Origin of the sequence: Sorangium sp. So ce726, from assembly GCF_051521405.1 — a bacterium.
GTDB lineage: Bacteria > Myxococcota_A > Polyangia > Polyangiales > Polyangiaceae > Sorangium.
Genome location: NZ_CP150349.1, coordinates 10,677,310 through 10,698,118 on the forward strand (window position 1 = coordinate 10,677,310; position 20,809 = coordinate 10,698,118).

The following is a 20,809-nucleotide window of genomic DNA, read 5'->3' on the forward strand; positions in this document are numbered from 1 at the left end:
TCACCCGACGGACGAAGGCGGAGAAGGTTATTTTTCGCGACAGACCGCCTGGAAAGTTGGCAATTCCGGCAAATTGTTTAGGCTCAGCGGAATTTACGGCTAAGTCTGTCCCTGGGAAGGGGGCTGGGATCACCCCTTAGGTTGGTCAGGCCTCGGCTGGGAACGCAGAGCCCCTGAGAGACAACGTTCGGCCGGTCAGTCGTCAGCGGGCTGGGCTGGGTCGGAGCTTACCCTGATCGTAGGATCATAGGGTGCCATCGGCGGTGCATAGCAGATGCGCACGGAATGCACGCTGCGCATTTGCTCGGTGCCTAATCGCCTCACACTGCTGATGCTGATCAGCGTCAGCGACGGCAGCCGCACGTCCTCGCCTGGAATGATGCGACCGAGCTCTACGTCTCCGACGCAATCCAAGGGATCGCACGCCGCGGAGACGAGTCAAATACTCGAAATATTACGACAATCGGGCATCTGCGAGGGAAGAGGCGGGGGCGGCCCGACCATTTCGACCGTTCCGCATCGGGGTGGTCGAACGGCGGTCTGAAGACCACCCCGCGCAGCCGTCACTTCGCCGCTGCGGGCGAGGCGAGCTTCGCCACGGCGCCGAACGACGCAGGATCGTGGATCGCGATCTCCGAGAGGATCTTCCGATCGAGGGCGATGCCTGCCTTCTTGAGCCCGCTGACGAGGCGGGAGTAAGTCGTGCCGTTGAGGCGGGCGGCAGCGTTGATCCTGGTGATCCAGAGGCGACGAAAATCCCGCTTCTTGAGCTTACGGCTGATGTAGCCGTACTCCCAGGCGTGGCGGAGCACCTCGACCGCCTGGCGGAAGCGGTTCTTTCGGCCGAGGAAGTAACCCTCGGTCTGGTTGAGGACACGGTTGCGACGGCGGCGGGCCTTGAAGCCTCTCTTTACACGCGGCATCGGTAATTTACCTCACTGCTCCAGGGTCAGCCGTAGGGAAGAAGCAGCTTGACGCGCTTCTCCATCGCCGAATCGACCATGTCGTTCTTGCGGAGACGACGCAGACGCTTCTTGCTCTTCTCCTGCATGCAGTGGTTGAGCCCGCCCTTGCTGCGGCGAATGCGGCCTGAGCCGGTCACCTTGAAGCGCTTGGCCGCGGCGCGGTTGGTCTTCATCTTCGGCATGATGCCCTCGATCCGAATGCCTATCGCTCCCGGCGGCCACCGCTCCGAACCACCGGAGAGGCTGTTCTGCGCCGCAGGGATGCGTAGAGGGGGCGCTTTATGGCGATCCGGCGGGGGGTTGTCAAGTGTCCAGGCAGCGGCTAGGGGACGATCGGCGCGCCGAAGGGCCGGGGTCAGGCCGTCCGCCGTCGCTTACTTTCCGAACACCACCCGCTGACCGAAGACGCGGTCCGCCGTCTCGCAGAACGTTCGGAAGGCCATGTACTCGGACGGCTTGATCCGGGGCTTCGTGAGGGAGATCTGACTGCGGACGACGATCTTCCCCGCAGACGGCTCGACCGAGAGCGAGAACTTGCCGAAGGGGGTGTCCACGTCCTGAGGCAGCGGCGCCCTGGTGACACGCCAGCCAGCAGGGATCCGGATGGTCCACTCATCCCGGCGCGTGGTGAGCGCGGGGATGATCACGTCGCGGGTGCGCGCCGAGAGGGAGGCGAACTCGGTGGCGAGACGCTGCGTGGGAACAGCCGGGATTGACAGGCTGTCGCCCTCCTTTCGAGCGAGCGCGACGGCTCTTCCTCGAGCGCGCAGCTTCGCCGGCTGCTCGATGTCCTCGAGATCGTTCACCTCGACCCCGGCCTTCCCAGGGGCCAGCTCGACCGCCCCGAAATCCGTGGCGAGGTCACGAGCTGCTCGGTCGCGGCGGGTCCCCTCCGCCATGTAGCGGGTCCGCCACTCCGGCGCGTACGCACCGGCGACCTGGATGTCGACCCCGAGCTGAGCTGATCCGTCAGCGCTGACCGCGATGTCGACGGTCCGGTGTACGACCGAGGCCTCCGGAGCAGGCTCCGGGAGGCGAACGAGCTTCGGCTTGCCTTCGTTGATCTGAAGCGCCATCGCCCCGCGATCCATGATCGGAAGCTCGGTCGAGCCCGAGTGCTCCGCCGTTCCGTCGAGGTAAAGGTCGAGCGACGGCACGTACGCGATCGCGTGGTCGAACGGAGCAAGGCTCGCGGGCTCCGGCCCGATGTCGCCTCGCATGCGGGTGCGCACGAGCACGATCGTCGCTGGGATGCCGATCTCGCGGAGCATCGTGACGATCAGCGTCGCCTTGTCCTTGCAGTCACCCCAGCCGCGAGCGAGCGTCTGCGCACACCTCCTCGGACGAATCCCCTCGATGCCGAACTCGAGCGCCACGTAGCGCGTCTCGGTCGCGTACTTGTAAATCGCGCGGACCTTGCTCTGATCGTCGGCGAGGTTCTTCGTGATCTCGCGCACCCGCTTGCGCACCTCATCGTCCACATCGAACTGCTCACGCGCGAGGCCCCAGTACCAGGAGCCGACCTCGTCCCAGGTCTTGAAGGTCGAGACGTGGACGTGCGCGAGGATCTCGGACCACGCGGGCATCGCCGGCTCGGGCGCCACCGGCGGTACCGAGGCGGCAGAGAAGCGGAAGATGCGCCGCTCGGCGTCCTCCTTGGTCTCGCGCACGAGGCCAGGAAGGTCGGACGCGAAGATGTGGAACTGCCTCGTCTTCGGGGTGATCAGCACGTACTCGCTGCTGGCGATCGGCTCATCCCCCTGGAGGAACTCGATCTCGCCGAAGTGATCGGCGATCTCGTTGCGAGGGCTGACGTCATCGACGCGGTAGCGCAGCTCGACGACGTCGCCGGCGTTGAGCCGCGGGAAGCTGACGTAGAACGTGCGCGCCGATGTGTACATCGCGAGCGCCGGGTTGTTCGCCCCCGATTCCCCGCTCTCGATCGCCCCGTCGACCTTGCCGTCTGCTCGGTAGACCTTCGCGGCACGGAGGCTCACGGTCTGGCGATCAGCCTGGTACTCGAACGCGTACTGCCGGGCGCTCGCCGCAGCCTCGTCCGTCAGCGGCTGGAAGACGACCTGCCGGAACCGGCTCGCCAGGCCGTTCGGGAAGACGGTGGTGACCGTCAGGTTGCGCAGCGTGCGCTTGGGGTACTGCCGATCAGCGTTGCGCCGCATCGGGAGGAAACGGTCGGGCGCCCAGGCGTAAGCCTCGTCAGCGCGCGGCTTCGGCGGCTCGATGTGCTCGATGTACTCGCGCACATCCTTCGCCTGAGGGCTGATCGCGAGGATCTGCTGCAGCATCTCCAGCTGCGCTTCTCGGTTTCCCTCCTCGCCGTAGAGATCCGAGAGCGCGCGCAGCGTTCCGATGTCTTCCGGCGCCATGGCGAGCGCGCGCTGATGGGCCGCGAGGGCGCGGTCGCCTTGACCGAGCGCGCGGTACGTGCGCGCCGCGACCGTGCGGGCCCAGACGGAGTCAGGCTCACTGCGGAGGAAGCGCTCGATCCAGCGCTCCGCGCCGGCAGGATCCCGGCGCGCCACCGCGAGCTCGACCTGCTGGTGAAGGAAGCTCGAGTCGTCGAACCGCAGCGCGGCGTAGCGCGCCTCCATCTCGGCGGCCTCCGTGTCGCGCCCGAGCGCGCGCAGCTGCGCCGCCGAGGCGCGGAGGAGCGAGACGCTGCTCGGCTGACGCGCGAGCGCCCGCTCCAGCGTGGCGAGCGCGGTGCGCTTCAGCCCAGCCTCCACGTAGAGGTCCACGAGCCCGAGGACGGCCGTGACATGATCGGGATCGGCGGCCAGGATGCGCTCGTAGATCGGAGCCGCCTCCCGCCAGTTCGGGCTCGTCTGCGCGAGCCGAGCCTGCGAGAGCAGGACGTCGATGTCCTCACGACCGCCCGCCAGCGCGGCGGCGCGCTCGATCCACGCGCGCTGCTGGTTCCTGTCCTCGGAGAGCTGGCCCGCGAGCAGGTAGCGACGCACGCTCGGCTCGGCCTCGGCGGAGCGCCGCGCGAGATCCCGCGCTCTGTGCTCCCCCTCAGCGTCGCCGCCGGTGAGCATGAGGTACCGCGCGAACGCCTCCAGCACGGCGGGCGAAGGCCGAGCGGCGCTCGCGGCTCGCTCGAACGCCTGCATCGGCCCCTCGATCACAGCCGCGCGCGCGGCGAGCTTCGCGCCCGAGGTTGGCCCTTCGGCCTGCGCCCGCGCCCCGCCCGCGCGCCTCGCGCCATCGGCTTCCCCCTGAGGCGCTGTGACCTGGGTTCCGATGTCGGAGGTCACATCCAGATCAAGATCCGGCGCCCCCTTCTCGTTGCCGATGCGCAGCGCGAACTTGGGCGCCGACGCACCTCCACAGACCTTGATCGTCAGGCGGTTGTAGCCGGGCCTCAGCGTCACCGGCGCGGCGAACCGATCGATGTCGAGCTCGCGGTACCCGGGATCGGCCAGGACCTTCGCGCCGTTCCAGAACAGCTTGAACGCGCCGTCTGCCCCGACCCAGATCGAGATCGGCCTAGGAGCGCGCGTCCCGGCCTTCGCGCGGACGAACGTCGTCGCGTAGCCGCAGACGCTCTCCACCGGACGAATGAAGTCGCCAAAATCAAACCACCCGTACTGCGGCGCCTCGGGGGGCACGCGCCAGCGGACCGCGCGCGCCTTGCCGTCGTACGTCCTGCCCGCGGCCATCGGCTGATCGAGATTTTCCTCGGGCCCGAATGCCCGCTCGAAGCCCCCCTTGTTCTCGTTGTCGAACGGCCCGATCGTCGCCCAGCGGCCGATGAACCCGAGCTTTTGGATCCTCGCGACCGCTCCGTCGAGATCGCCTCGACGCCTGCGCGCGTACGCCGAGAGGAGCTCCGCATAGACCTGGGTGGGCGCGCTGGTCGCGCCGGCCTCAGCGATCGACGCGATCGCCTCCTCGACCTGGGTTGGATCCGCGCGGTCCCACGTGCGCCAGAGCTCACGTAGCGCGCCGTAGACCTCGGGGCCTCTCGCCGCGCGGACAGCCGCGTGCGCGGAGAGCACCTCAGGATGAACCGCGCCGAGCTCCGCGCGAGCATCGGCGCCGAGCGACATGGCGCACGCCAAGGCCGCCGTCCCCACGGTGAGCGCGCAGAAGGAGCGCCCCCTCGCAGTCCCCGGGTTGAGCTCGATCTCACGGGGCTCGGCCCGCCTGAGCACGTCACGCATCCGAGGCGCTATCCCGTGGCCGAAGCCATCGGTCAAGCACAAGCCATGGCCGCAGAAACGTCACACCGGCCGAGGTCAAGGGGGTGCTGCCACGATCCGGCGGAACGCACGCCGCCAGGAGGTCGTCCCCCCGGGCCGCGTTCATCGGGCCGCGCCTTCATGAGCTCGCCGCGCCGCGAGCGCCGATCCCGCGAATTTTGTCGATCTTCTGCCGGGTACAGAGCGACGACACGCAGCGCGCCCCACAGCAGCACCCCCGGAGGAGGGCGCAGCGCCGTCCGACCGCATTCAACAAAGGAAAATAATAATAATTTTAGATACTTATCGCACAAACATTCCGGGCGGCCGGGGCGGGCAGGCGCCTGGAAAAGGTCCGGAACCAAGCCTCCCCTGGGGGCAGGGGGAGCGAGCTCCGTCGGGGTCCGGCAAGGCTCGGCGAGGTTCGGCCGTGCGATCCTCCAACTTCCAGAAAGGGCCGCCTTGCTCCGCCGCACCTGCTTCGGATAGAAACGTCCCAAGATGTACGGGTGCACGGTCGAGGAGCAGCCGCACTGCGCGCTGCGAACCGGCCATGCAAGTCCCCAAGGCAGCGAGCGTCACACGCCGCGAACGTGGTACCGGTGGTAAGGCAAGCCCGCGCAGCGGGAAGCCAGTTGGATGACGATGGTCGGGGACCGCACGTGCGGCGCCCGGTGATGACAAGGGCGACAGAGCCCGCAATGCCCAGGGCCCCATCGCGAGAGCGCTGGCGGAGGAACGATGGTCAACCCTCAGATGGTGATGTACGAGGAGGAATTCAATCAGATCCAGAGCGTGGTGGATCGCCTCGTCAAGGACGCCAATGCGAAGGTCGTCTTCATCGTTGACAAGAACGGGCAACTGATCGCCGCGAGCGGAGACGTCGACAACCTCGACACGACGTCGCTCGCCTCGCTGACGGCGGGGAACATCGCCGCCACGGGCGGGATGGCGAAGCTCCTCAAGGAGAACGAGTTCGCCACTCAGTTCCACGAGGGTGAAAAGGCGAACATCCACATCCAGCTGGTCGGGAACCGCGTCATCCTCGTGGTGATCTTCGACTCAAAGTCGAGCCTCGGGTTGGTGAGGCTCCGGGTGCGAAAGGCGAGCGAGGAGCTCAACCACATCTTCGAAGCGCTGCTCAAGAAGGTGCAGGAGCCGGGCGCCGACTCGCCGTTCGCCGAGATCACCGACGAGGACATCGACAACCTCTTCAACGACTAGGAGCGCGGTCGATGAGCTTCATCAATTACATGGCGCGCGAGATCAACTGCAAGATCGTCTATTACGGCCCGGGTCTCTGCGGCAAGACGACGAACCTGCAGTACATCTATGAGCGCACCAACCCGGACGCGAAGGGGAAGATGATCTCCCTCGCCACGGAGACCGACCGGACACTCTTCTTCGACTTCCTCCCGCTCGCGCTGGGCGAGATCCGCGGCTTCAAGACGCGGTTCCACCTGTACACGGTGCCGGGGCAGGTCTTCTACGACGCGAGCCGCAAGCTCATCCTGAAAGGCGTCGACGGCGTGGTCTTCGTGGCAGACTCGCAGCTCGGCCGCATCGAGGCGAACCAGGAGTCGGTGGAGAACCTCCGCACGAACCTGGCCGAGCAGGGCTACTCGCTGGACAAGATCCCGTACGTTATCCAGTACAACAAGCGGGACCTGCCGGAGATCGGCACCGTCGAGGAGCTCCGCTCGCTGCTCAACCCGACGAACGTCCCTGATTTCGAGGGGGTCGCGCGGACAGGCGTCGGGGTGTTCGACACGCTCAAGGCGGTCGCCAAGCTGGTGCTGACCGAGCTGAAGAAGGGCGGCCCTTAGTTCCAAGGGCCGGCCCCAAAGATTGGACGAAGAACAGCGCGGCGAGCGAGGCCGTAGACCCGCTCGCGCTCGGTGCAACGATCAGGCGCGCTGGTAGATGCGGTTGCGCCGGTTGCGGTTCTTCGCCTTCAGCTTGGACCGGTAGCGCTTCGACTTGGAGCGCGTGGTCTTCCGAGGACCTTTCGACAGCATGAGGAACATGAACAGGCTCCGTTGAGGCGCCCGGCGCGGAGGCGTCGTGCCGCCGCCGCCGGTGCGAAGGGGCGGCAACGTACGGCATCACAGGACAAAGTTCAACCGGAGAGCACCTCGACCGGGCGACCGGCAGGTCCCGCGGCGCATGGGACGGGCCTTGGCACCAGGGCCGAGCTTTTCTGCTATCGGTGTTCTACGACGTGCGGTTCAGGACCCTCCTCTGCCTAGCCGCCGCCTCGGTGACCGCATGCGGCGCGAGCATCAACGCGGTCTACGAGGGGGACGTACGCTTCGAGCACTGCATGGCGCTTGACTCGCTGGCCGACGTCAAGCCAACCCTGCGGCGCGCGTGCTGGGACGAGTGGCTCCAGTTCTGTACCTTCGGCCAGACACGCGACCGTGTGGAGTACGCCACGCTGCGGGCCAGGCAGCTCAGCCACGCCAGCGATTTCGACGAAGGCGAGTGGACGCCGCCGAGCAGCCGAGCCCCTGCCGTGCCTGAGCCGACCAGCGCGCTCGCTCCGCCGCCCAGGCTCTTGACCGCCGACGTAGCCGCGCCGGCAACGGAAGAGGCCCATGCAGACCCAGACGCGAACGACGGCGGCGCTGCGGCCTCGGCGTCGAACACCGCGGAGGAGGTTGCACCGCCGGGAGCGAAGTGCAGCGCGTCGTGCCAGACAGACTGGAAGGAATGCCAGGACGACTGCAAATCCGCCGCCTGCGAAAAAGGGTGCTCCGGCAAGTACACGCGGTGCATGCGCCGCTGCTTCTGATCGACGTCGTCTGCAGTCGTCTGCACTCCGCGCAGATGCCTCACCTTGTCACACCAAGATGGCCTGGAATCTTGACCCGCGATCGAGCGTAGAGCTATCGGCGTACACGATGTCCGCTTCGCACGCGCCCACAGAGCTCAGCAGCACGACTCCTGATCGCAACGGCACGGCGTCGCCCCTCGATGGGCTCGGTGCGAGCGCAGGCCCCATGCGCGTGCTGCGGCCACGGCGAGCGGCGCCCGCAGACGCCGTGCGGCCGACCCGCGCCGAGGTGAACCTCGCGCACCTGCGGCACAACCTCCGCGTCCTCGAGCGAGGGCTGACCGGCGCGACGAAGCCGCAGATCTGGGGCGTGCTCAAGGCCGATGCGTACGGCCACGGCGCGCCTGCCGTCGCACGGACGCTCGAGCGCGCCGGGATCCCCGGCCTGTGCGTCGCGCTGCTCGAGGAGGCCATCGAGCTGCGAGACGCCGGCATCCGGCTGCCCATCCTCGTCATGGGCGGCTACTACGGCCCGCGCCGCGACGGGTTCGAGGAGATCATCGCGCGCGATCTCGTGCCCGTCGTCTACGACGCCGGCCAGATCGAGCGCCTCGCGAGCGTGGTGCGGCTCGAGCAGCGCGATCGCGTCGGCGTCCATCTCAAGGTCGACACCGGCATGGGACGGCTCGGGGCAGCGAGCTCGGAGATCGAGGCGGTGTTCGCGACGCTCGCCAAGCACCCGGAGGTGAAGCTCGACGGGCTCATGACCCACCTGGCCTGCGCGGACGCCGACGATCTCGGCGTGACGATCGAGCAGATGCGCCTCTTCGGGGAGATCGAGCAGCGAGCGAAGAGCTTCGGCCTCACCCCGGGGGTGCGGCACGCCTCGAACAGCGCGGCGATGCTGCGCCTCCCTGCGGCGTGGCTCGACATCGTCCGCCCGGGGGTCGCGCTCTTCGGAATATCGCCGTGCGCGGGGCTCGCGCCCGACCTCAAGCCGGTCATCCGGGTGCGCAGCGAGATCGTCGCGCTGCGCACGATCGCGAAGGGCGACAGGATCGGCTACGGCCACACCTGGCAAGCTTCCCGGGAGAGCGTCGTGGCCACCGTGCCGATGGGGTACGCCGACGGCCTGAGCCGCCAGCTGTCGAACCGCGGGGCCGCCCTCGTGCGCGGTCAACGCGCGCCGATCGCGGGCGCCGTGTCGATGGATCTCACGATGCTCGACGTGACGGATGTGCCGGGAGCGCGCCTGGGGGATGAGGTGGTGTTCCTCGGCACGCAGGACGGGCCGCTCGGGCGCGGCACGATCAGCGCTGAAGAGATCGCGGGGCTCACGGGGACGATCGCCTGGGAGGTGCTGACCAGCATCTCGCGCCGCGTGCCGAGGTTCTACCGAGAGCCCTGAGGGCGCGCGGCGGCGCTCGCGCTGGCGCTGCCGGCGCGAACGGGCGTGATACGCTGCTCACCATGAAGACGGCCGTGAAGCATCGGGCCGGCGCCTGCGGAATGCTCTTCTGCGTCGGGACCGCGCTCGCGCTCGGCGGCGCGGCGATGACCGCGTGCGAGGACGATGTCACGAAGCAGCGTCCGCGCAACGGCACCGGTCAGGGGGCGCAAGAGCCGGACGGCGGGTTCGATCCGGACACCGACGACCCGAGCGGACCACCGGCCGCGGACGCAGGTGGGCTCTGCGGCAACCGGATCCACCAGGTCGAGATCGCCGAAGCGCCGAACATCTACTTCGTCCTCGATGCGTCGGGCAGCATGCTCAGCCCCGCCTCGTCGAGCTCCAACGCGACCCGATACGACCGGGTCCACGAGGCCGCGGTCAACCTCGTGCGCAACCTGGGCCCGCTGATCAACGTCGGCGCCGCCGTGTTCCCCCTGGACGCGACCGACGAGGCGCCATGCAGGCCGGGCGGCGAGGTGTTCGCTGTCACGCCGGGGGCTCCCTTCGCAGAGGGACAGGAGGGCTCCACGACGACATCGCGGTTCCGCGCGGCGACGCGGGCCGCGCCCCTCGGCGGCACGCCTACCGCGGCGACCCTCGAGGCGCTGACGCCGAAGCTCGTCGAGCTCCCCGGCAAGACCATCGTCGTGCTCGCGACCGACGGCGGTCCGAACTGCAACAGCTCGGCGAGATGCACGGCCGACGGGTGCATCGCCAACATCGAACAGCAGTGCCCCGACCCCGAGGAGAACTGCTGCTCGCCCTTGGGTCCCTCCGGCCCTGAAGGGTGCATCGATCGCGACGATACGGTCGCCGCCATCGAGCGGCTCGCGGCGAGCGGGATCGAGGTCTATGTCGTCGGCATCCCGGGGAGCGAGTTCTACGGCGATGTCCTCGACCAGATGGCGCTCGCCGGCGGCGCGGCGCAGTTCGTGAGCCCGTTCTACTTCAAGGTGGACAACCTCGACACGCTGGGGAACGTCCTCTCGAAGATCGCCAGCATCGTCATTTCCTGCGAGTTCGACCTGGTCGACCCGCCTCCGGAAGCGGGACAGACGAACGTCTACCTGGACGACGAGCTGGTCGCCTACGACCCGGAGAACGGCTGGCGCTGGAAGTCGCCCGCGGTCGTCGAGCTCCTCGGGGAAGCATGCACGAGGCTCAAGAGCGGGCGGGTGGGGCAGGTCCAGATCGTCTCCGGCTGTCCTACCGAGGTGGCGAGGTGAAACGCGACGCGACGAAGCACTCGGCCTCGCTGATCCAGCTGACGGCCGAGGCTGCGGACGACGCTGCGCTCGATGAGATCGACGCGGTCGCGTCTGCGGCCTTCGACGTGCCGCAGTTCTCCGCGCGAGAAGAGCTGCGCCGCCCCTGGACGCGCTGCTGGGTCGCGCGCGAAGAGCGGCGCGCGCTCGCCTTCCTCATCGCGTGGCACGTCGCCGACGAGCTCCACGTGCTCAACGTGGCCACCTGCCCGGCCGCGCAGCGGCGCGGGCTCGCGACGGCGTTGATGAACCGGTCGCTCGAGTATGCACAGCAGCAGCAAGTGCGGCTGATCCTGCTCGAGGTGCGCCGCTCGAACCGGGCAGCGATCCGGCTCTACCGGAAGCTCGGCTTCACTGCGATGGGGGTACGTCCTCGGTACTACAGCGACAACGGCGAGGATGCGATCGAGATGGTGCTCACGCTCGATCCAGCGACCGGCGCTGTGCAACCAGGCCGCGACGAGATCCGCATCGAGATCTGAACCGCGCCGCGTGGCTCAGCGCGGGCCCGCAGCAGGCGCCGCGGGAAAGCGAGACACCGCGGCGAGCGGCGGCAGCCGCGCCGCCACCACCTGCATCGGGGTGAGCAACAGCGGCCGGAGCAGCGTCTTGGCCCGCTCGTCGAAGGGCTGGAGGAGCGCGTCGGCCTGTCGCGTCGCCTCGACCAGCCGATCGGCCATGAGGCGCGCATCGACGTTGGGGTTCAGATCCTCGAGGCGCTGGATCTCGTCGCGAAGCGCGCTGAGTAACGAGATGTACCTCGCCAGGGGCGTGTCCGTGATCGGCGCCGATCCGCTCGGCGCGGCAGGCACGCCGAACTCGACGGTCCGCTTGAACTCATCCGGCACCGAGCTCGGCCGGTTTCTTATGAGCTTCGGGTTGACGGGGACCTTCAGCCTCGTCTTCTGTTCGATCTTCCGCTCGAGGTACTCCTTCCCCCGCTTGGCCAGGGTCGAGTCCTCGATCGCGCTGCGCTCCCGCTTCCACTGCGTGTTGTCCTCGAGACCGCGGATGATGCGGAGGTAGGGGTAATCCGCCTGGGTGAGCGCCTGGTACGTCTCCTTCGCCTCCTTCAGGTTGGCCGGGACCCGCACGGTGAGGTCCGCCATCCAGTCGGTCCACTGCGCGATGTAGCTGACGTCGTAGTCGGCCGCGAGGCCGTCCAGGTTCTTGTTGATCGAGGCTTCCTCGCCGGGCGCGAGGTCCACGACCCATCGCTCAGCCATCAAGCTGTCGGCGCCGCTCTCGAGCCTCTCGAGCACCGCGTAGTGCCCCCTCTCGGTGTACGGACCGTCCACCTCCTTCCAGCGCTTCTCCTTCGCGTACAGCTTGCTGCCGATGATCTTCAGCACGGCGGGACGGTCGGCGAACATGTCGCCGAGCGTGTGCGGAGGGTACTTGCGGTTGGCGCGGCTGTTGTCACCCGTCTCGTCGTACTTCTCCTCGATGATCGCGTTGACGAAGAAGTCGTAGTAACGCTTCCGCGGTGGGACGGCCTGGAGCGTCGCGCGCACGCTCGCGACGAGATCGTCCTTGCGCGCGATCGGCGTGACCCGCTTCTCCTTGATGAGCGTCAGGTAGTACTCGACGTGCCGATCGAGCTGCTTCTTCAGCTCGGTCTCGGTGAGGTTCGAGGTCGCCCGCAGCACCTCGGCCCAGAGCGAGGTGAACCTGTCCTTCGCCCACGCGACGTCGAGGTGCTCGACGTCGCTCAGCATCAGGTACAGCTTGAGGTCGTTCCGCTCGCGGAGGTAGTGGTCGCCCTTCGCGAGCTTGAGGCGATCCTCGAGCCGCTGCTTGCACGGGATCACGAAGCCGTTCTGGAGGCTCGCGACGTAGACGTGCACGAGCGGCGGGTACACCGTCTCGCCCTGGAACATCGTCCACCCCTTCCCGTCCGGCGGCCCCTCCTCGCGCGCCTTGTCGATCTCCTTCAGCCGATCCAGCGCGGGCCGCAGCGCGGCGAGCTTCTCCGAGAGGGGTCGCGTGTCCTCCCATCGGAGCGCGCTGACGGTGCGCGCGTCCGCCTCCACGTCGCGCAGGAACGCGCGGTTGTTGGCGAACGACACCACGCTGGGGATCGCGAGGATGACACCGAGCGCCGCGGCCGCCGCGCTGATCGCGCCGCGAACGAGCCGCTGACGCCGGATCTCGCTCGCGCTCCTCGCGGCGATGTCCCCGTCCGGGAAGACGACGTTCATGAAGACGTCGTGGAGGAAGTAGCTCTTCGACTCCACGTTCTGCTGCGCCGCGGCCTCGTGCGTGCGGATCCCCATCGCCTGGCCCATGCGCTGGAGGACCCGGTCGAGCGGCCTGCCCTCCTGCGTGCCGCTCGTGAAGTAGAAGCCGCGAAAGATGGGCGTTCCCTGGAACGCGTTGACCATGAAGACGGTCGAGACCAGATCGGAGAGGTTCCGCCGGATACCCGAGAACTCGAGCGGGAACTGGTAGACGCGCTCTCGCCCCTCGCGGCTGCGCTCCATCACGAGCCGCTTCAGCGAGCGGCCGTGGATCTGCTTCGCCAGGGCGTCGAACTCGGCGTCGAAGAGCCTCCCTGGGTCGGCCTTGTCCGCGCTCAGCTTGAGCGTCGCTCCCCACGCCTGCGCGCGGTCGCTCTTGCGCATGTCGCCGAAGAACTCCGAGAAGCCCGCGATGAGGTCGCACTTCGTGAACAGGAGGTAGACGGGCAGCACCATGTGGAGCTGCGTCATCACCTCGTCGATGCGCGCCCGGAGCTTCTTCCCCATCAGCTCGACTTGCTGCTCGCTCGCGTCGATGAGATCCGCCACGCTCACGGCGACCAGGATGCCGTTGAGCGGGCGGCGAGCGCGGTGCTTGAGGAGCATCTGCAGGAACGCGATCCACTCCTCGTGGTCGTCCTGCTCCGTCGTGTAGCGCCCCGCGGTGTCGAGGAGGATCGCCTCGTTGGTGAACCACCAGTCGCAGTTGCGCGTGCCGCCGACGCCGCGCACGCCGCCGCCGTTGCTCGGGTGCGCGTACGGGAAGACGAGGCCAGAGTGCTTCAACGCCGTCGTCTTCCCCGCCCCGGGCGGGCCGATGATGACGTACCAGGGCAGCGAGTAGAGCGCGGCGTTGCCGTGCTCCTTCCCCTTGCCGAGCTTCGAGCTCTTCAGGGCGCTGATGCCGCCCTGGACCTGCCGCTGGAGCTCCTGGATTTCTGCGCGGCGCTCGGGCCGCGCGTTGAGCGCCTGCTGAGCGCCCTGCTGGACGATGGCCCGCTCAAGCGCAGACGCGGCGCGGCGCGCGTTGATCCGGCGGTACACGAAGAGCGCGATCGCGGAGAGCGCGATGACGACGCTCGTCGCGATCGGGATCGCGGTGGGCAGGTCGAACGTGAAGTACGCCGCCCACGAGATGAGGAACAACAGCCCGAAGAGGACCCACAACACGCCAGCGACGATACCACCGGTCGCCGCTTCCGGAGCATGTCCACGCGGCGCCGCCGATCGAGCGTGAGCGGCCCGCGCGCGGCGATGCCGGCGTCAGTCGCCGCCGCGCTCGTAGTCGCCCGGATCGAGCGCGGCGTCGGTGTCCTCGCCGGCCGCGAGCCGACGCGAGCGGATCGCGTCCACGGCGATGTCGATCACCTCGAGCCGCGTCGAGGGGGCGTAGTACTCGTTTTCCGAGACCGACGGCAGCTCCGCGAGCCTGGCCGCGACCGCCTCGCGATCGTCTTCCTCCAGCTCCAGCGCCGCCGGATCGCCGCTCAGGGAGTCCTCTGCAAGGTCCAGCGCGGCGTCGACCCGATGTCCGCGCGTGAGCGTCTCGCGCACGAAGAGGACGGGGCTGAACGCGAGGTAGACCGAGCCGAACTGCACCTGCCAGTAGGTCGGATCTTCGCCATCCAGGCGCCACCACGACGCGTGCCGGCGCCGGATCACCTCGCCGAAGTAAGCTCCTGCCATGTGCGCGATCACCGGCAACGCCTCGACCCGCTCCGACGTCGCACCACGCGCCTGCTCGAGGTAGTGGTCGAGCACGGGCAAGGTCTCCGGCCGATAGTCAAGCCGTACGCCGAGGGCACGCTCCACAAACCGCACGCACCCCTCGGCGAGATCCTCCACGGTGGACGGCGGCGGCGTGACAGGTTCGACAGCTGCAGCGGACAGCGCAGACTCGGCCGGCCGCTCCGCAGAAATCGGAGACGTCCCTGCACCGTTCTGTTTGGTATTCATGGGCTCCACGCTATTCTTCTCCGGTGCGGGTGGCCGCTCGTCAACGTGGTCGTGCTTGGAGCGCCTCGGCAAGCTCCGCAAGGACTGTGTCCGGCCCTCGACCGTTCTATGCAGATCCCCGGGCGCGGCGGAAGCACGCTCGGTCGGAGCCGACAAAGCTGACGAGACCGATGGAACTGACGGAACCGACGGAACTGACGGACCCGATGGATCCGCCGGAGCCAACGGAACCGCCGGAACCAGTGGAACCGACGGAACCGACGAGCCAGCCGACACAACGCCGACGAGCCGACAAAGCTCAGCGCCGGTCCGACCGGCCCGTCCGTGGATCCGGGTTTGAATTCCTAACGGAAGTCGAGGCCTTCGTGCTAAGCTCCGCCCTCGCGTCGAAATGAGACTCGGGATTTTCAGCGATACGCACGCCAACTACGAGGCGCTCAGCGCTGTGCTCGAGTCCTACCGCCACGAACGTATCGACGTTTACTACTGCCTCGGGGATACGGTCGGCTACGGCGGCTCGCCGAACGAGTGCGCCGATCTCGTCCGCAAGGTGGCCAAGAAGACGATCCTCGGCAACCACGACGCGGCCGTCGCAGGTCGGATGGATTACTCGTATTACTACGAGGCCGCCCGGCAAGCGCTCGACACCCACGCTGCGATGCTGTCCTCCGAGAACGCGGCCTGGCTCCGGAGCCTGACGTACCAGGAGAAGTTGACGGACATCAACGTCGACCTCTGCCATGGCTCGCCCGTCCGGCTCGAAGAGTTCGAGTACATCTTCGCCCCCGAGCAGGCGCGCGAATGCCTCCCGATGTGGAACGAGCTCGGTCACATCACGCTGATCGGCCACTCCCACCTCTGCAAGGTGTTCGCGCTCACACCGAACAGCGTCGAGGAGCTCCCTGCGGTGGACTTCCAGCTCGAGCAGGGTCGCAAGTACATCGTGAGCGTCGGCTCGGTGGGACAGCCGCGGGACTACGACAACCGCGCGAGCTACACGGTCTACGACAGCGACACGAAGCGCTTCGAGTTCAAGCGCGTCGAGTACGATATCGAGACGGCGGCGGAGAAGGTGCTGCGCGCCAAGCTCGAGCGCAATTTCGCCCACCGCCTCTACATCGGGGTCTGAGACTCCAGGCAACGGCCACACCTGGCGCACGCTCGGTGCGGCAGGACCAAGGGGCACACGCGCGCTCGTGAGCGGGCACGTCGCGCATGGCCCGATGTCGACCGGGCGCCGCTACAGGGCGGCACGGGGCGCAGCAGGCTCCGGGCATTCCCGCGCCGGTGCTGCGCCCCTTCAGCGGCCCCCTTCATGTCCAGGGCGGCGAGCGCTGGCAGAGCGACGTGGCCGGCAATGATAGAGCAGCATGCTCGTCTGGTTGTCGGGCGGCTCCGCGGAGAAATCGCTGCGGAGCTCCGTGAGCTCGAAGCCGTTGTAGTGGAGCAAGGCTTCGAGTTCCTGCGGGTAGAACTGACGATGGGCGAGCGGCGTCATCCAGCGCTCGCCGCCGTCGACGGGCGAGAACTCCATGGAGACGAAGAGGATCTGCCGGACCTTGTCGTAGTCGAACCGCTCCGTGTACCGGACGAACTCGCCAGGACCATCCTTCGTGGGGTACCGGAACCGCGGCGTGGCATAGGCGCGATCCGGATCTCGCGCGAGCTCTGCCGGCTCGGGCATGGAAACGTCGAAGACGAGCTCGCCCTTCGGCGTCAGATGCTCGCGCGCTCGCGCGAGGAACCGCTCCACATCCACGCGCGTGTACAGGTGCAAGAAGGCGTTGAACGGGCAGATCACGAGCGGAAAGCGGCGCCCTAGCCGCAGCGCCCGCATGTCGCCCCGCCGGAGGCTCACGCGAGAGGAGACATCGCGCGGCTCACGTCCAAGCTGCGCGCGCAGATCGCCGAGCATCGGCGCCGACAGGTCCACCCCGGTGATCTGGACCCCCTCCCTCGCGACAGGCAGCGTGATCCGCCCGTTACCGCAGCCGTACTCGAGCACCGGCCCCGCAGACGCGACGGCGAGGTCGACGTAGTAGCGGACGTCATCCTTCCGGCGCGCGTACGTCTTCGAGTAGTACGCCGGATCCTCGTAGTGGGCCGACGTCCCTGCTTCGAGCTCCGGATCGCGACGCTGGCCGGAGCCCGAAGCGCGTGCCGGCCGCCTCGTGGCCATCCCGCTCATGCGAGGCAAGATCAAGCGCAGCGCTGGCACGGTGACAGGAGCGAGCTGCGGAACGGAGCCCCGACGGAGACGCGCATCACCGGACGCGCGCCCTTCCGATTCGGCATCAGCGCTGGCCGCCAGCGTTCATCTGCTGGAGCCACTCGGACACGACCTCGTGGGAGCTCCGGTGGAAGTGCACCTTGCCCGCCGCGATCTCTCGGAGGCTGGTCACGGCAGGCTTGTTCTTCGTCTTCACGAGAGCGTCCACGCCCTTCATGAGCTGCCGCGTCCGGTTGGCCGCAAGCACGACGAGAGCAAAACGGTTTTCCTCGCGCTCGAGGCAGTCTTCCACAGTCACACGCGCCATAGGGGGGCCGAGAGTAGCTCCCCGCCCCGGCAAGCGCAAGGTACATGCCGCCCCGGCGCTCCTGCCTGCTCTGTTGCCTCTGCTTCCTCTGCTTGCTCTGCTTCCTCTGCTTGCTCTGCTTCCTCGGGTTCTGCCTCCGCTCTTCCTCCTTCGCCGCGCGCGGCCGCTTCACCCGAGGGCTGGTTCACGTTGTTCGTTGCCCTCCACGCAGGTCCCGGCTACGAGGTCCCACCGTGGCCGCTGACCAGGACTCTCTCCTTCCCCCTCCCCCTCGTCCGGCCCCCGGGCTGAAGTACCGACGCATCGTGCTCAAGCTGAGCGGCGAAGCGCTCTGCGGCGAGGAAGGGGGGTTCGGCATTCGTCCCGAGACGCTCCACCACGTGGCCGGCGAGGTCGCCGAGCTCCAGCGGATGGGGGTGCAGATCGGGGTCGTCGTGGGCGGCGGCAACATCTTCCGCGGGCTGAAGGGCGCGAGCGCGGGGATGGACCGCTCCCAGAGCGACTACATGGGCATGCTCGCCACCGTCATCAACGCGCTCGCCCTCCAGGACGCGCTCGAGAAGACGGGCGTGCCGACGCGCGTGATGACCGCGATCGAGATCCGGCAGGTCGCCGAGCCGTACATCCGCCGCAGGGCGATGCGGCACCTGGAGAAGGGCAGCATCGTCATCTTCGCCGCAGGCACGGGCAACCCGTTCTTCTCGACCGACACGGCGGCAGCGCTGCGGGCCATGGAGATCCAGGCGCAGGCGCTGTTCAAGGCGACCAAGGTCGAAGGCATCTACGACCGCGATCCCGTGCGCCACGAGGGCGCGCAGATGTTCGCGCACCTGAGCTACGACCGCTTCCTCGCGGACAGGATCGGGGTCATGGACTCGACTGCAGTCACGCTCTGCCGCGAGAACAAGATGCCCATCCGGGTGTTCAAGCTCATGACCCGCGGCAACATCCTCCGCGTCTGCAGGGGCGAAGAGATCGGCACGATCGTCGACTGAGCGCGCGTTCGAGCGCTCAGCGCGCGCGACGAGCCTAGACGTCCGCCGACGCGCCAGCCTGAACGAGGCGCTGCGGCCTCGAGCGACGCTGAAACCGTGCTAGACCCCGAGCCAGCAATGACCCGAGCTCCGGTGCGCCGACCCCTGCTCGCCATCTCGCTCGTCGCGCTCGTCGCGAGCTGCGATGAGCCCGCCCTCCAGGTCCCCTCGGACGCGGGGGATCCGGTCTTCGGCCTCACCGCCGAGCAGTCGGCGCGCGTGCTCGCGAAGGTCGGGGACAGGGTGATCACCCTGGGCGACTTCGGCAGAACGCTGGAGCGCATGGATCAGTTCGATCGGCTCCGGTACCAGACGAAGGAGCGGCGCCGCGAGCTGCTCAGCGAGATCATCGACGCGGAGCTGCTCGCGCTGGAAGCCCGGCGCCGGGGTCTCGACAAGGACCCCGCGGTCGAGGACACGATCCGGCAGATCCTCCGCGAGGCGATGATCGCCCGGGCGCGAAAGGGCCTGCCCGCGCCGGCTGACATCCCCGCGTCCGAGGTGCGCGCGTACTACGAGGCGAACGCCGACAAGTTCAGCGAGCCCGAGCGCAGGCGCGTCGCCGCCATCGTCGTCGGCGACCGAGCGCTCGGGGAGAAGGTCCTCAAGGAGGCGCAGAAGGCCGGGAGCAACAGCGCATGGGGAGAGCTCTTCCTCAAGCACTCGCTCACGGCGCCGAAGGACAAGAGCGCGGCCCCGCCGCTCGATCTCGCCGGAGAGCTCGGCATCGTCAGCCCGCCCGGCGATCCGCGCGGCGCCCACCCCCGCGTCCCAGAGCCGGTCCGCGCGGCCGCCTTTCGCATCGGCACCGTGGGTGCGGTCGGCGAGGAGCTCGTCGAGGCCGACGGAAGGTTCTTCATCGTCCGCCTGAACGGGCTCACCAGCGGGCACCGGCGCGAGTTCGCGGAGGCCGAACGCTCGATCCGGGTCGCGCTCCTCCAGCAGAAGATGCAGGACCAGGAGCGCGCTCTCGAGGACGAGCTGCGGAAGAAGTTCCCCGTCGAGATCAACGAGGCGGCGCTCTCCTCGGTCAAGCTGCCGGAGCAGCTCATGCAGACCGGGAGCGCGGCGCAGCCTGATCCCGCGAAGCCCCGCACGCCACAGCCAGAGAAGGCCGGCGCTGCCGCGGCGCCGTCGAGCGATGCGGGCAAGTAGCGAGCTCGTCGCCGCCACGCGGCTCGCCCGGCGACCCGGCGAGGAAGGCGCGAACGCCCGCGCCGTCGCGCTGCCGGAGCGACCGGGTCCGCTCGCCGCGAGCGCGCAGCAGGGAGCGCGACCAGCGCGCGTGAAGGCGCGGAAGAACGACTGGACATGGCAGCTGCGTCACGCGCTCTCGAGCGCCGACGAGCTCCACCGGGCGCTGTCGCTCACGCCGGAGGAGCTCGCTGGCGCCAGGCGCGCCGAAAGCGCGGGGCTGCCCATCCGCGTCACCCCCTATTACCTGAGCCTCTGCGATGAGGGCGATCCGGCGTGCCCGATCCGCCGGCAGTGCGTGCCGCTCGCCGACGAGGCCGCCGAGGTGCCCGGCGATCTGGTCGACCCCCTCGGCGAAGTCGCGCACGAGGTCGCCCCCCACCTCGTGCAGCGGTACCCGGATCGCGCGCTGCTCCTCGCGACCGACCGCTGCGCCGTCTACTGCCGCTTCTGCACCCGCTCACGCATGGTCGGCGACGGCGGCGGCGCGGTGGCGCTCGAGCGCCTCGCGCCGGCGATGGCGTACCTCGAGGCGCACCCGGAAGTGCGCGATGTCATCGTGAGCGGCGGCGATCCCCTCGCCGTCTCGACGGACCGCGTCGTGCGGCTCATCGCTCGGCTGCGGCAGATCGAGAGCGTGGAGACGATCCGGATCGCCACGCGCGTGCCGGTCACGCTGCCGCAGCGGATCACCGCAGAGCTCGTGCGCGCGCTCAAGCCGTATCACCCGCTCTGGGTGATGACGCACTTCAACCATCCGAAGGAGCTCACGCCCGCCGCCGAGCGCGCCTGCAAGCGCCTCGCGGATCACGGCTTCCCCGTCATGAACCAGACCGTGCTGCTGCGCGGCATCAACGACGACGCGACGACGCTGGCCACGCTCTTCCGGGGCCTCGTGCGCTGGCGGGTGCGCCCCTATTACCTGCTCCAGATGGACCCCGTGCGCGGCACGGCGCACCTGCGCACGCCGCTCGCGACCGGCGTCTCCCTCATGGAGCAGCTCCAGGGCCGGCTCACCGGCATCGCGTTGCCGAAGCTGATCGTCGATACGCCCGGCGGGATGGGCAAGGTGCCCATCGGGCCCGAATACGTCGTCGACCGTCGGCCGGGGCGCACCGTCCTCCGCACGCACCGCGGCGTCGAGGTCGAGTACGTCGACCCCCCGACGCCGCCTGGCGGCTGAGCCG

The 20,809-nt window shown here is 68.5% G+C and carries 17 protein-coding genes; 10 read left to right on the forward strand and 7 right to left on the reverse strand.

Features of this window, described 5'->3' with window-relative positions; genetic code table 11:
• Nucleotides 1-563 precede the first annotated feature (563 nt).
• From rplT to WME79_RS39660, 3 genes are all read right to left on the reverse strand, one after another.
• Nucleotides 564-923 (reverse strand): 50S ribosomal protein L20, encoded by a 360-nt coding sequence (rplT, locus tag WME79_RS39650; protein WP_012239853.1) that lies wholly within the window; start codon nt 921-923, stop codon nt 564-566.
• A 26-nt stretch (nt 924-949) separates the two neighbouring features.
• The gene (gene rpmI / locus WME79_RS39655; protein ID WP_012239854.1) at nt 950-1,147 is read right to left on the reverse strand and encodes a 50S ribosomal protein L35; all 198 of its coding nucleotides are present in this window, start codon (nt 1,145-1,147) and stop codon (nt 950-952) included.
• A 192-nt stretch (nt 1,148-1,339) separates the two neighbouring features.
• Nucleotides 1,340-5,149: a DUF3857 domain-containing protein gene (locus WME79_RS39660; RefSeq protein ID WP_437525742.1), complete on the reverse strand. Its 3,810-nt coding sequence runs from the start codon at nt 5,147-5,149 to the stop codon at nt 1,340-1,342.
• 759 nt (nt 5,150-5,908) lie between these two features.
• Between WME79_RS39660 and WME79_RS39665 the strand changes: the two genes are divergently transcribed.
• The 6 genes from WME79_RS39665 to rimI all read left to right on the forward strand — a co-directional run bounded on the left by WME79_RS39665 (nt 5,909) and on the right by rimI (nt 11,143).
• The gene (locus WME79_RS39665) at nt 5,909-6,391 is read left to right on the forward strand and encodes a roadblock/LC7 domain-containing protein (protein WP_012239856.1); all 483 of its coding nucleotides are present in this window, start codon (nt 5,909-5,911) and stop codon (nt 6,389-6,391) included.
• An 11-nt stretch (nt 6,392-6,402) separates the two neighbouring features.
• Nucleotides 6,403-6,993 carry a GTP-binding protein gene (locus WME79_RS39670; protein ID WP_012239857.1) on the forward strand — a complete coding sequence of 197 codons (591 nt, stop codon included), beginning with the start codon at nt 6,403-6,405 and terminating at the stop codon, nt 6,991-6,993.
• Nucleotides 6,994-7,376: 383 nt separating this feature from the next.
• The gene (locus WME79_RS39675) at nt 7,377-7,961 is read left to right on the forward strand and encodes a hypothetical protein (protein ID WP_437525744.1); all 585 of its coding nucleotides are present in this window, start codon (nt 7,377-7,379) and stop codon (nt 7,959-7,961) included.
• A 109-nt stretch (nt 7,962-8,070) separates the two neighbouring features.
• Nucleotides 8,071-9,351 carry an alanine racemase gene (gene alr / locus WME79_RS39680; protein ID WP_437525746.1) on the forward strand — a complete coding sequence of 427 codons (1,281 nt, stop codon included), beginning with the start codon at nt 8,071-8,073 and terminating at the stop codon, nt 9,349-9,351.
• 62 nt (nt 9,352-9,413) lie between these two features.
• Nucleotides 9,414-10,622, forward strand: a complete 1,209-nt coding sequence (locus WME79_RS39685; protein ID WP_437525748.1) for a vWA domain-containing protein — start codon at nt 9,414-9,416, stop codon at nt 10,620-10,622.
• Nucleotides 10,619-11,143, forward strand: coding sequence for a ribosomal protein S18-alanine N-acetyltransferase (gene rimI, locus WME79_RS39690; RefSeq protein WP_437525750.1), 525 nt, complete (start codon nt 10,619-10,621; stop codon nt 11,141-11,143). The genes WME79_RS39685 and rimI overlap by 4 nt, the downstream gene beginning before the upstream one ends.
• Before the next feature lie 15 nt (nt 11,144-11,158).
• Here the strand turns inward: rimI and tssM are convergent, their stop codons facing one another.
• Together tssM and WME79_RS39700 are read right to left on the reverse strand one after the other, a co-directional pair.
• On the reverse strand, nt 11,159-14,071 hold the full coding sequence (tssM, locus tag WME79_RS39695; RefSeq protein WP_437525752.1) for a type VI secretion system membrane subunit TssM: 2,913 nt from the start codon (nt 14,069-14,071) through the stop codon (nt 11,159-11,161).
• 93 nt (nt 14,072-14,164) lie between these two features.
• The gene (locus WME79_RS39700; protein ID WP_437525754.1) at nt 14,165-14,857 is read right to left on the reverse strand and encodes a hypothetical protein; all 693 of its coding nucleotides are present in this window, start codon (nt 14,855-14,857) and stop codon (nt 14,165-14,167) included.
• 391 nt (nt 14,858-15,248) lie between these two features.
• Here WME79_RS39700 and WME79_RS39705 point away from each other — a divergent pair, with 391 nt between their 5' ends.
• A complete protein-coding gene (locus WME79_RS39705; RefSeq protein ID WP_012239864.1) occupies nt 15,249-15,986 on the forward strand; it encodes a metallophosphoesterase family protein in 738 nt (245 codons plus the stop codon).
• 171 nt (nt 15,987-16,157) lie between these two features.
• On the opposite strand, the gene WME79_RS39710 is transcribed toward WME79_RS39705, so the two are convergent.
• Together WME79_RS39710 and rpoZ are read right to left on the reverse strand one after the other, a co-directional pair.
• The gene (locus tag WME79_RS39710) at nt 16,158-17,036 is read right to left on the reverse strand and encodes a class I SAM-dependent methyltransferase (RefSeq protein WP_437525757.1); all 879 of its coding nucleotides are present in this window, start codon (nt 17,034-17,036) and stop codon (nt 16,158-16,160) included.
• A 115-nt stretch (nt 17,037-17,151) separates the two neighbouring features.
• Nucleotides 17,152-17,394 (reverse strand): DNA-directed RNA polymerase subunit omega, encoded by a 243-nt coding sequence (rpoZ, locus tag WME79_RS39715; RefSeq protein ID WP_044986749.1) that lies wholly within the window; start codon nt 17,392-17,394, stop codon nt 17,152-17,154.
• A 233-nt stretch (nt 17,395-17,627) separates the two neighbouring features.
• On the opposite strand from rpoZ, the gene pyrH reads away from it, so the two are divergent.
• The 3 genes from pyrH (at nt 17,628) to WME79_RS39730 (ending at nt 20,805) form a co-directional block, all read left to right on the forward strand.
• Complete coding sequence (gene pyrH, locus WME79_RS39720; protein ID WP_080599110.1) at nt 17,628-18,389, forward strand: UMP kinase; 762 nt, start codon at nt 17,628-17,630, stop codon at nt 18,387-18,389.
• Nucleotides 18,390-18,521: 132 nt separating this feature from the next.
• Nucleotides 18,522-19,583, forward strand: coding sequence for a peptidylprolyl isomerase (locus WME79_RS39725; RefSeq protein WP_437525759.1), 1,062 nt, complete (start codon nt 18,522-18,524; stop codon nt 19,581-19,583).
• Nucleotides 19,570-20,805 (forward strand): KamA family radical SAM protein, encoded by a 1,236-nt coding sequence (locus tag WME79_RS39730; protein WP_437525761.1) that lies wholly within the window; start codon nt 19,570-19,572, stop codon nt 20,803-20,805. The genes WME79_RS39725 and WME79_RS39730 overlap by 14 nt, the downstream gene beginning before the upstream one ends.
• The last annotated feature ends 4 nt before the right edge of the window (nt 20,806-20,809 follow it).

Bases quoted from the DNA above. Each gene is read 5' to 3' on its own strand.
- rplT (WP_012239853.1), bottom strand. From the start codon at position 923: ATGCCGCGTGTAAAGAGAGGCTTCAAGGCCCGCCGCCGTCGCAACCGT.
- rpmI (WP_012239854.1), bottom strand. From the start codon at position 1,147: ATGCCGAAGATGAAGACCAACCGCGCCGCGGCCAAGCGCTTCAAGGTG.
- WME79_RS39660 (WP_437525742.1), bottom strand. From the start codon at position 5,149: ATGCGTGACGTGCTCAGGCGGGCCGAGCCCCGTGAGATCGAGCTCAAC.
- WME79_RS39665 (WP_012239856.1), top strand. From the start codon at position 5,909: ATGGTCAACCCTCAGATGGTGATGTACGAGGAGGAATTCAATCAGATC.
- WME79_RS39670 (WP_012239857.1), top strand. From the start codon at position 6,403: ATGAGCTTCATCAATTACATGGCGCGCGAGATCAACTGCAAGATCGTC.
- alr (WP_437525746.1), top strand. From the start codon at position 8,071: ATGTCCGCTTCGCACGCGCCCACAGAGCTCAGCAGCACGACTCCTGAT.
- WME79_RS39685 (WP_437525748.1), top strand. From the start codon at position 9,414: ATGAAGACGGCCGTGAAGCATCGGGCCGGCGCCTGCGGAATGCTCTTC.
- WME79_RS39700 (WP_437525754.1), bottom strand. From the start codon at position 14,857: ATGAATACCAAACAGAACGGTGCAGGGACGTCTCCGATTTCTGCGGAG.
- WME79_RS39705 (WP_012239864.1), top strand. From the start codon at position 15,249: ATGAGACTCGGGATTTTCAGCGATACGCACGCCAACTACGAGGCGCTC.
- WME79_RS39710 (WP_437525757.1), bottom strand. From the start codon at position 17,036: ATGGCCACGAGGCGGCCGGCACGCGCTTCGGGCTCCGGCCAGCGTCGC.
- rpoZ (WP_044986749.1), bottom strand. From the start codon at position 17,394: ATGGCGCGTGTGACTGTGGAAGACTGCCTCGAGCGCGAGGAAAACCGT.
- WME79_RS39730 (WP_437525761.1), top strand. From the start codon at position 19,570: ATGCGGGCAAGTAGCGAGCTCGTCGCCGCCACGCGGCTCGCCCGGCGA.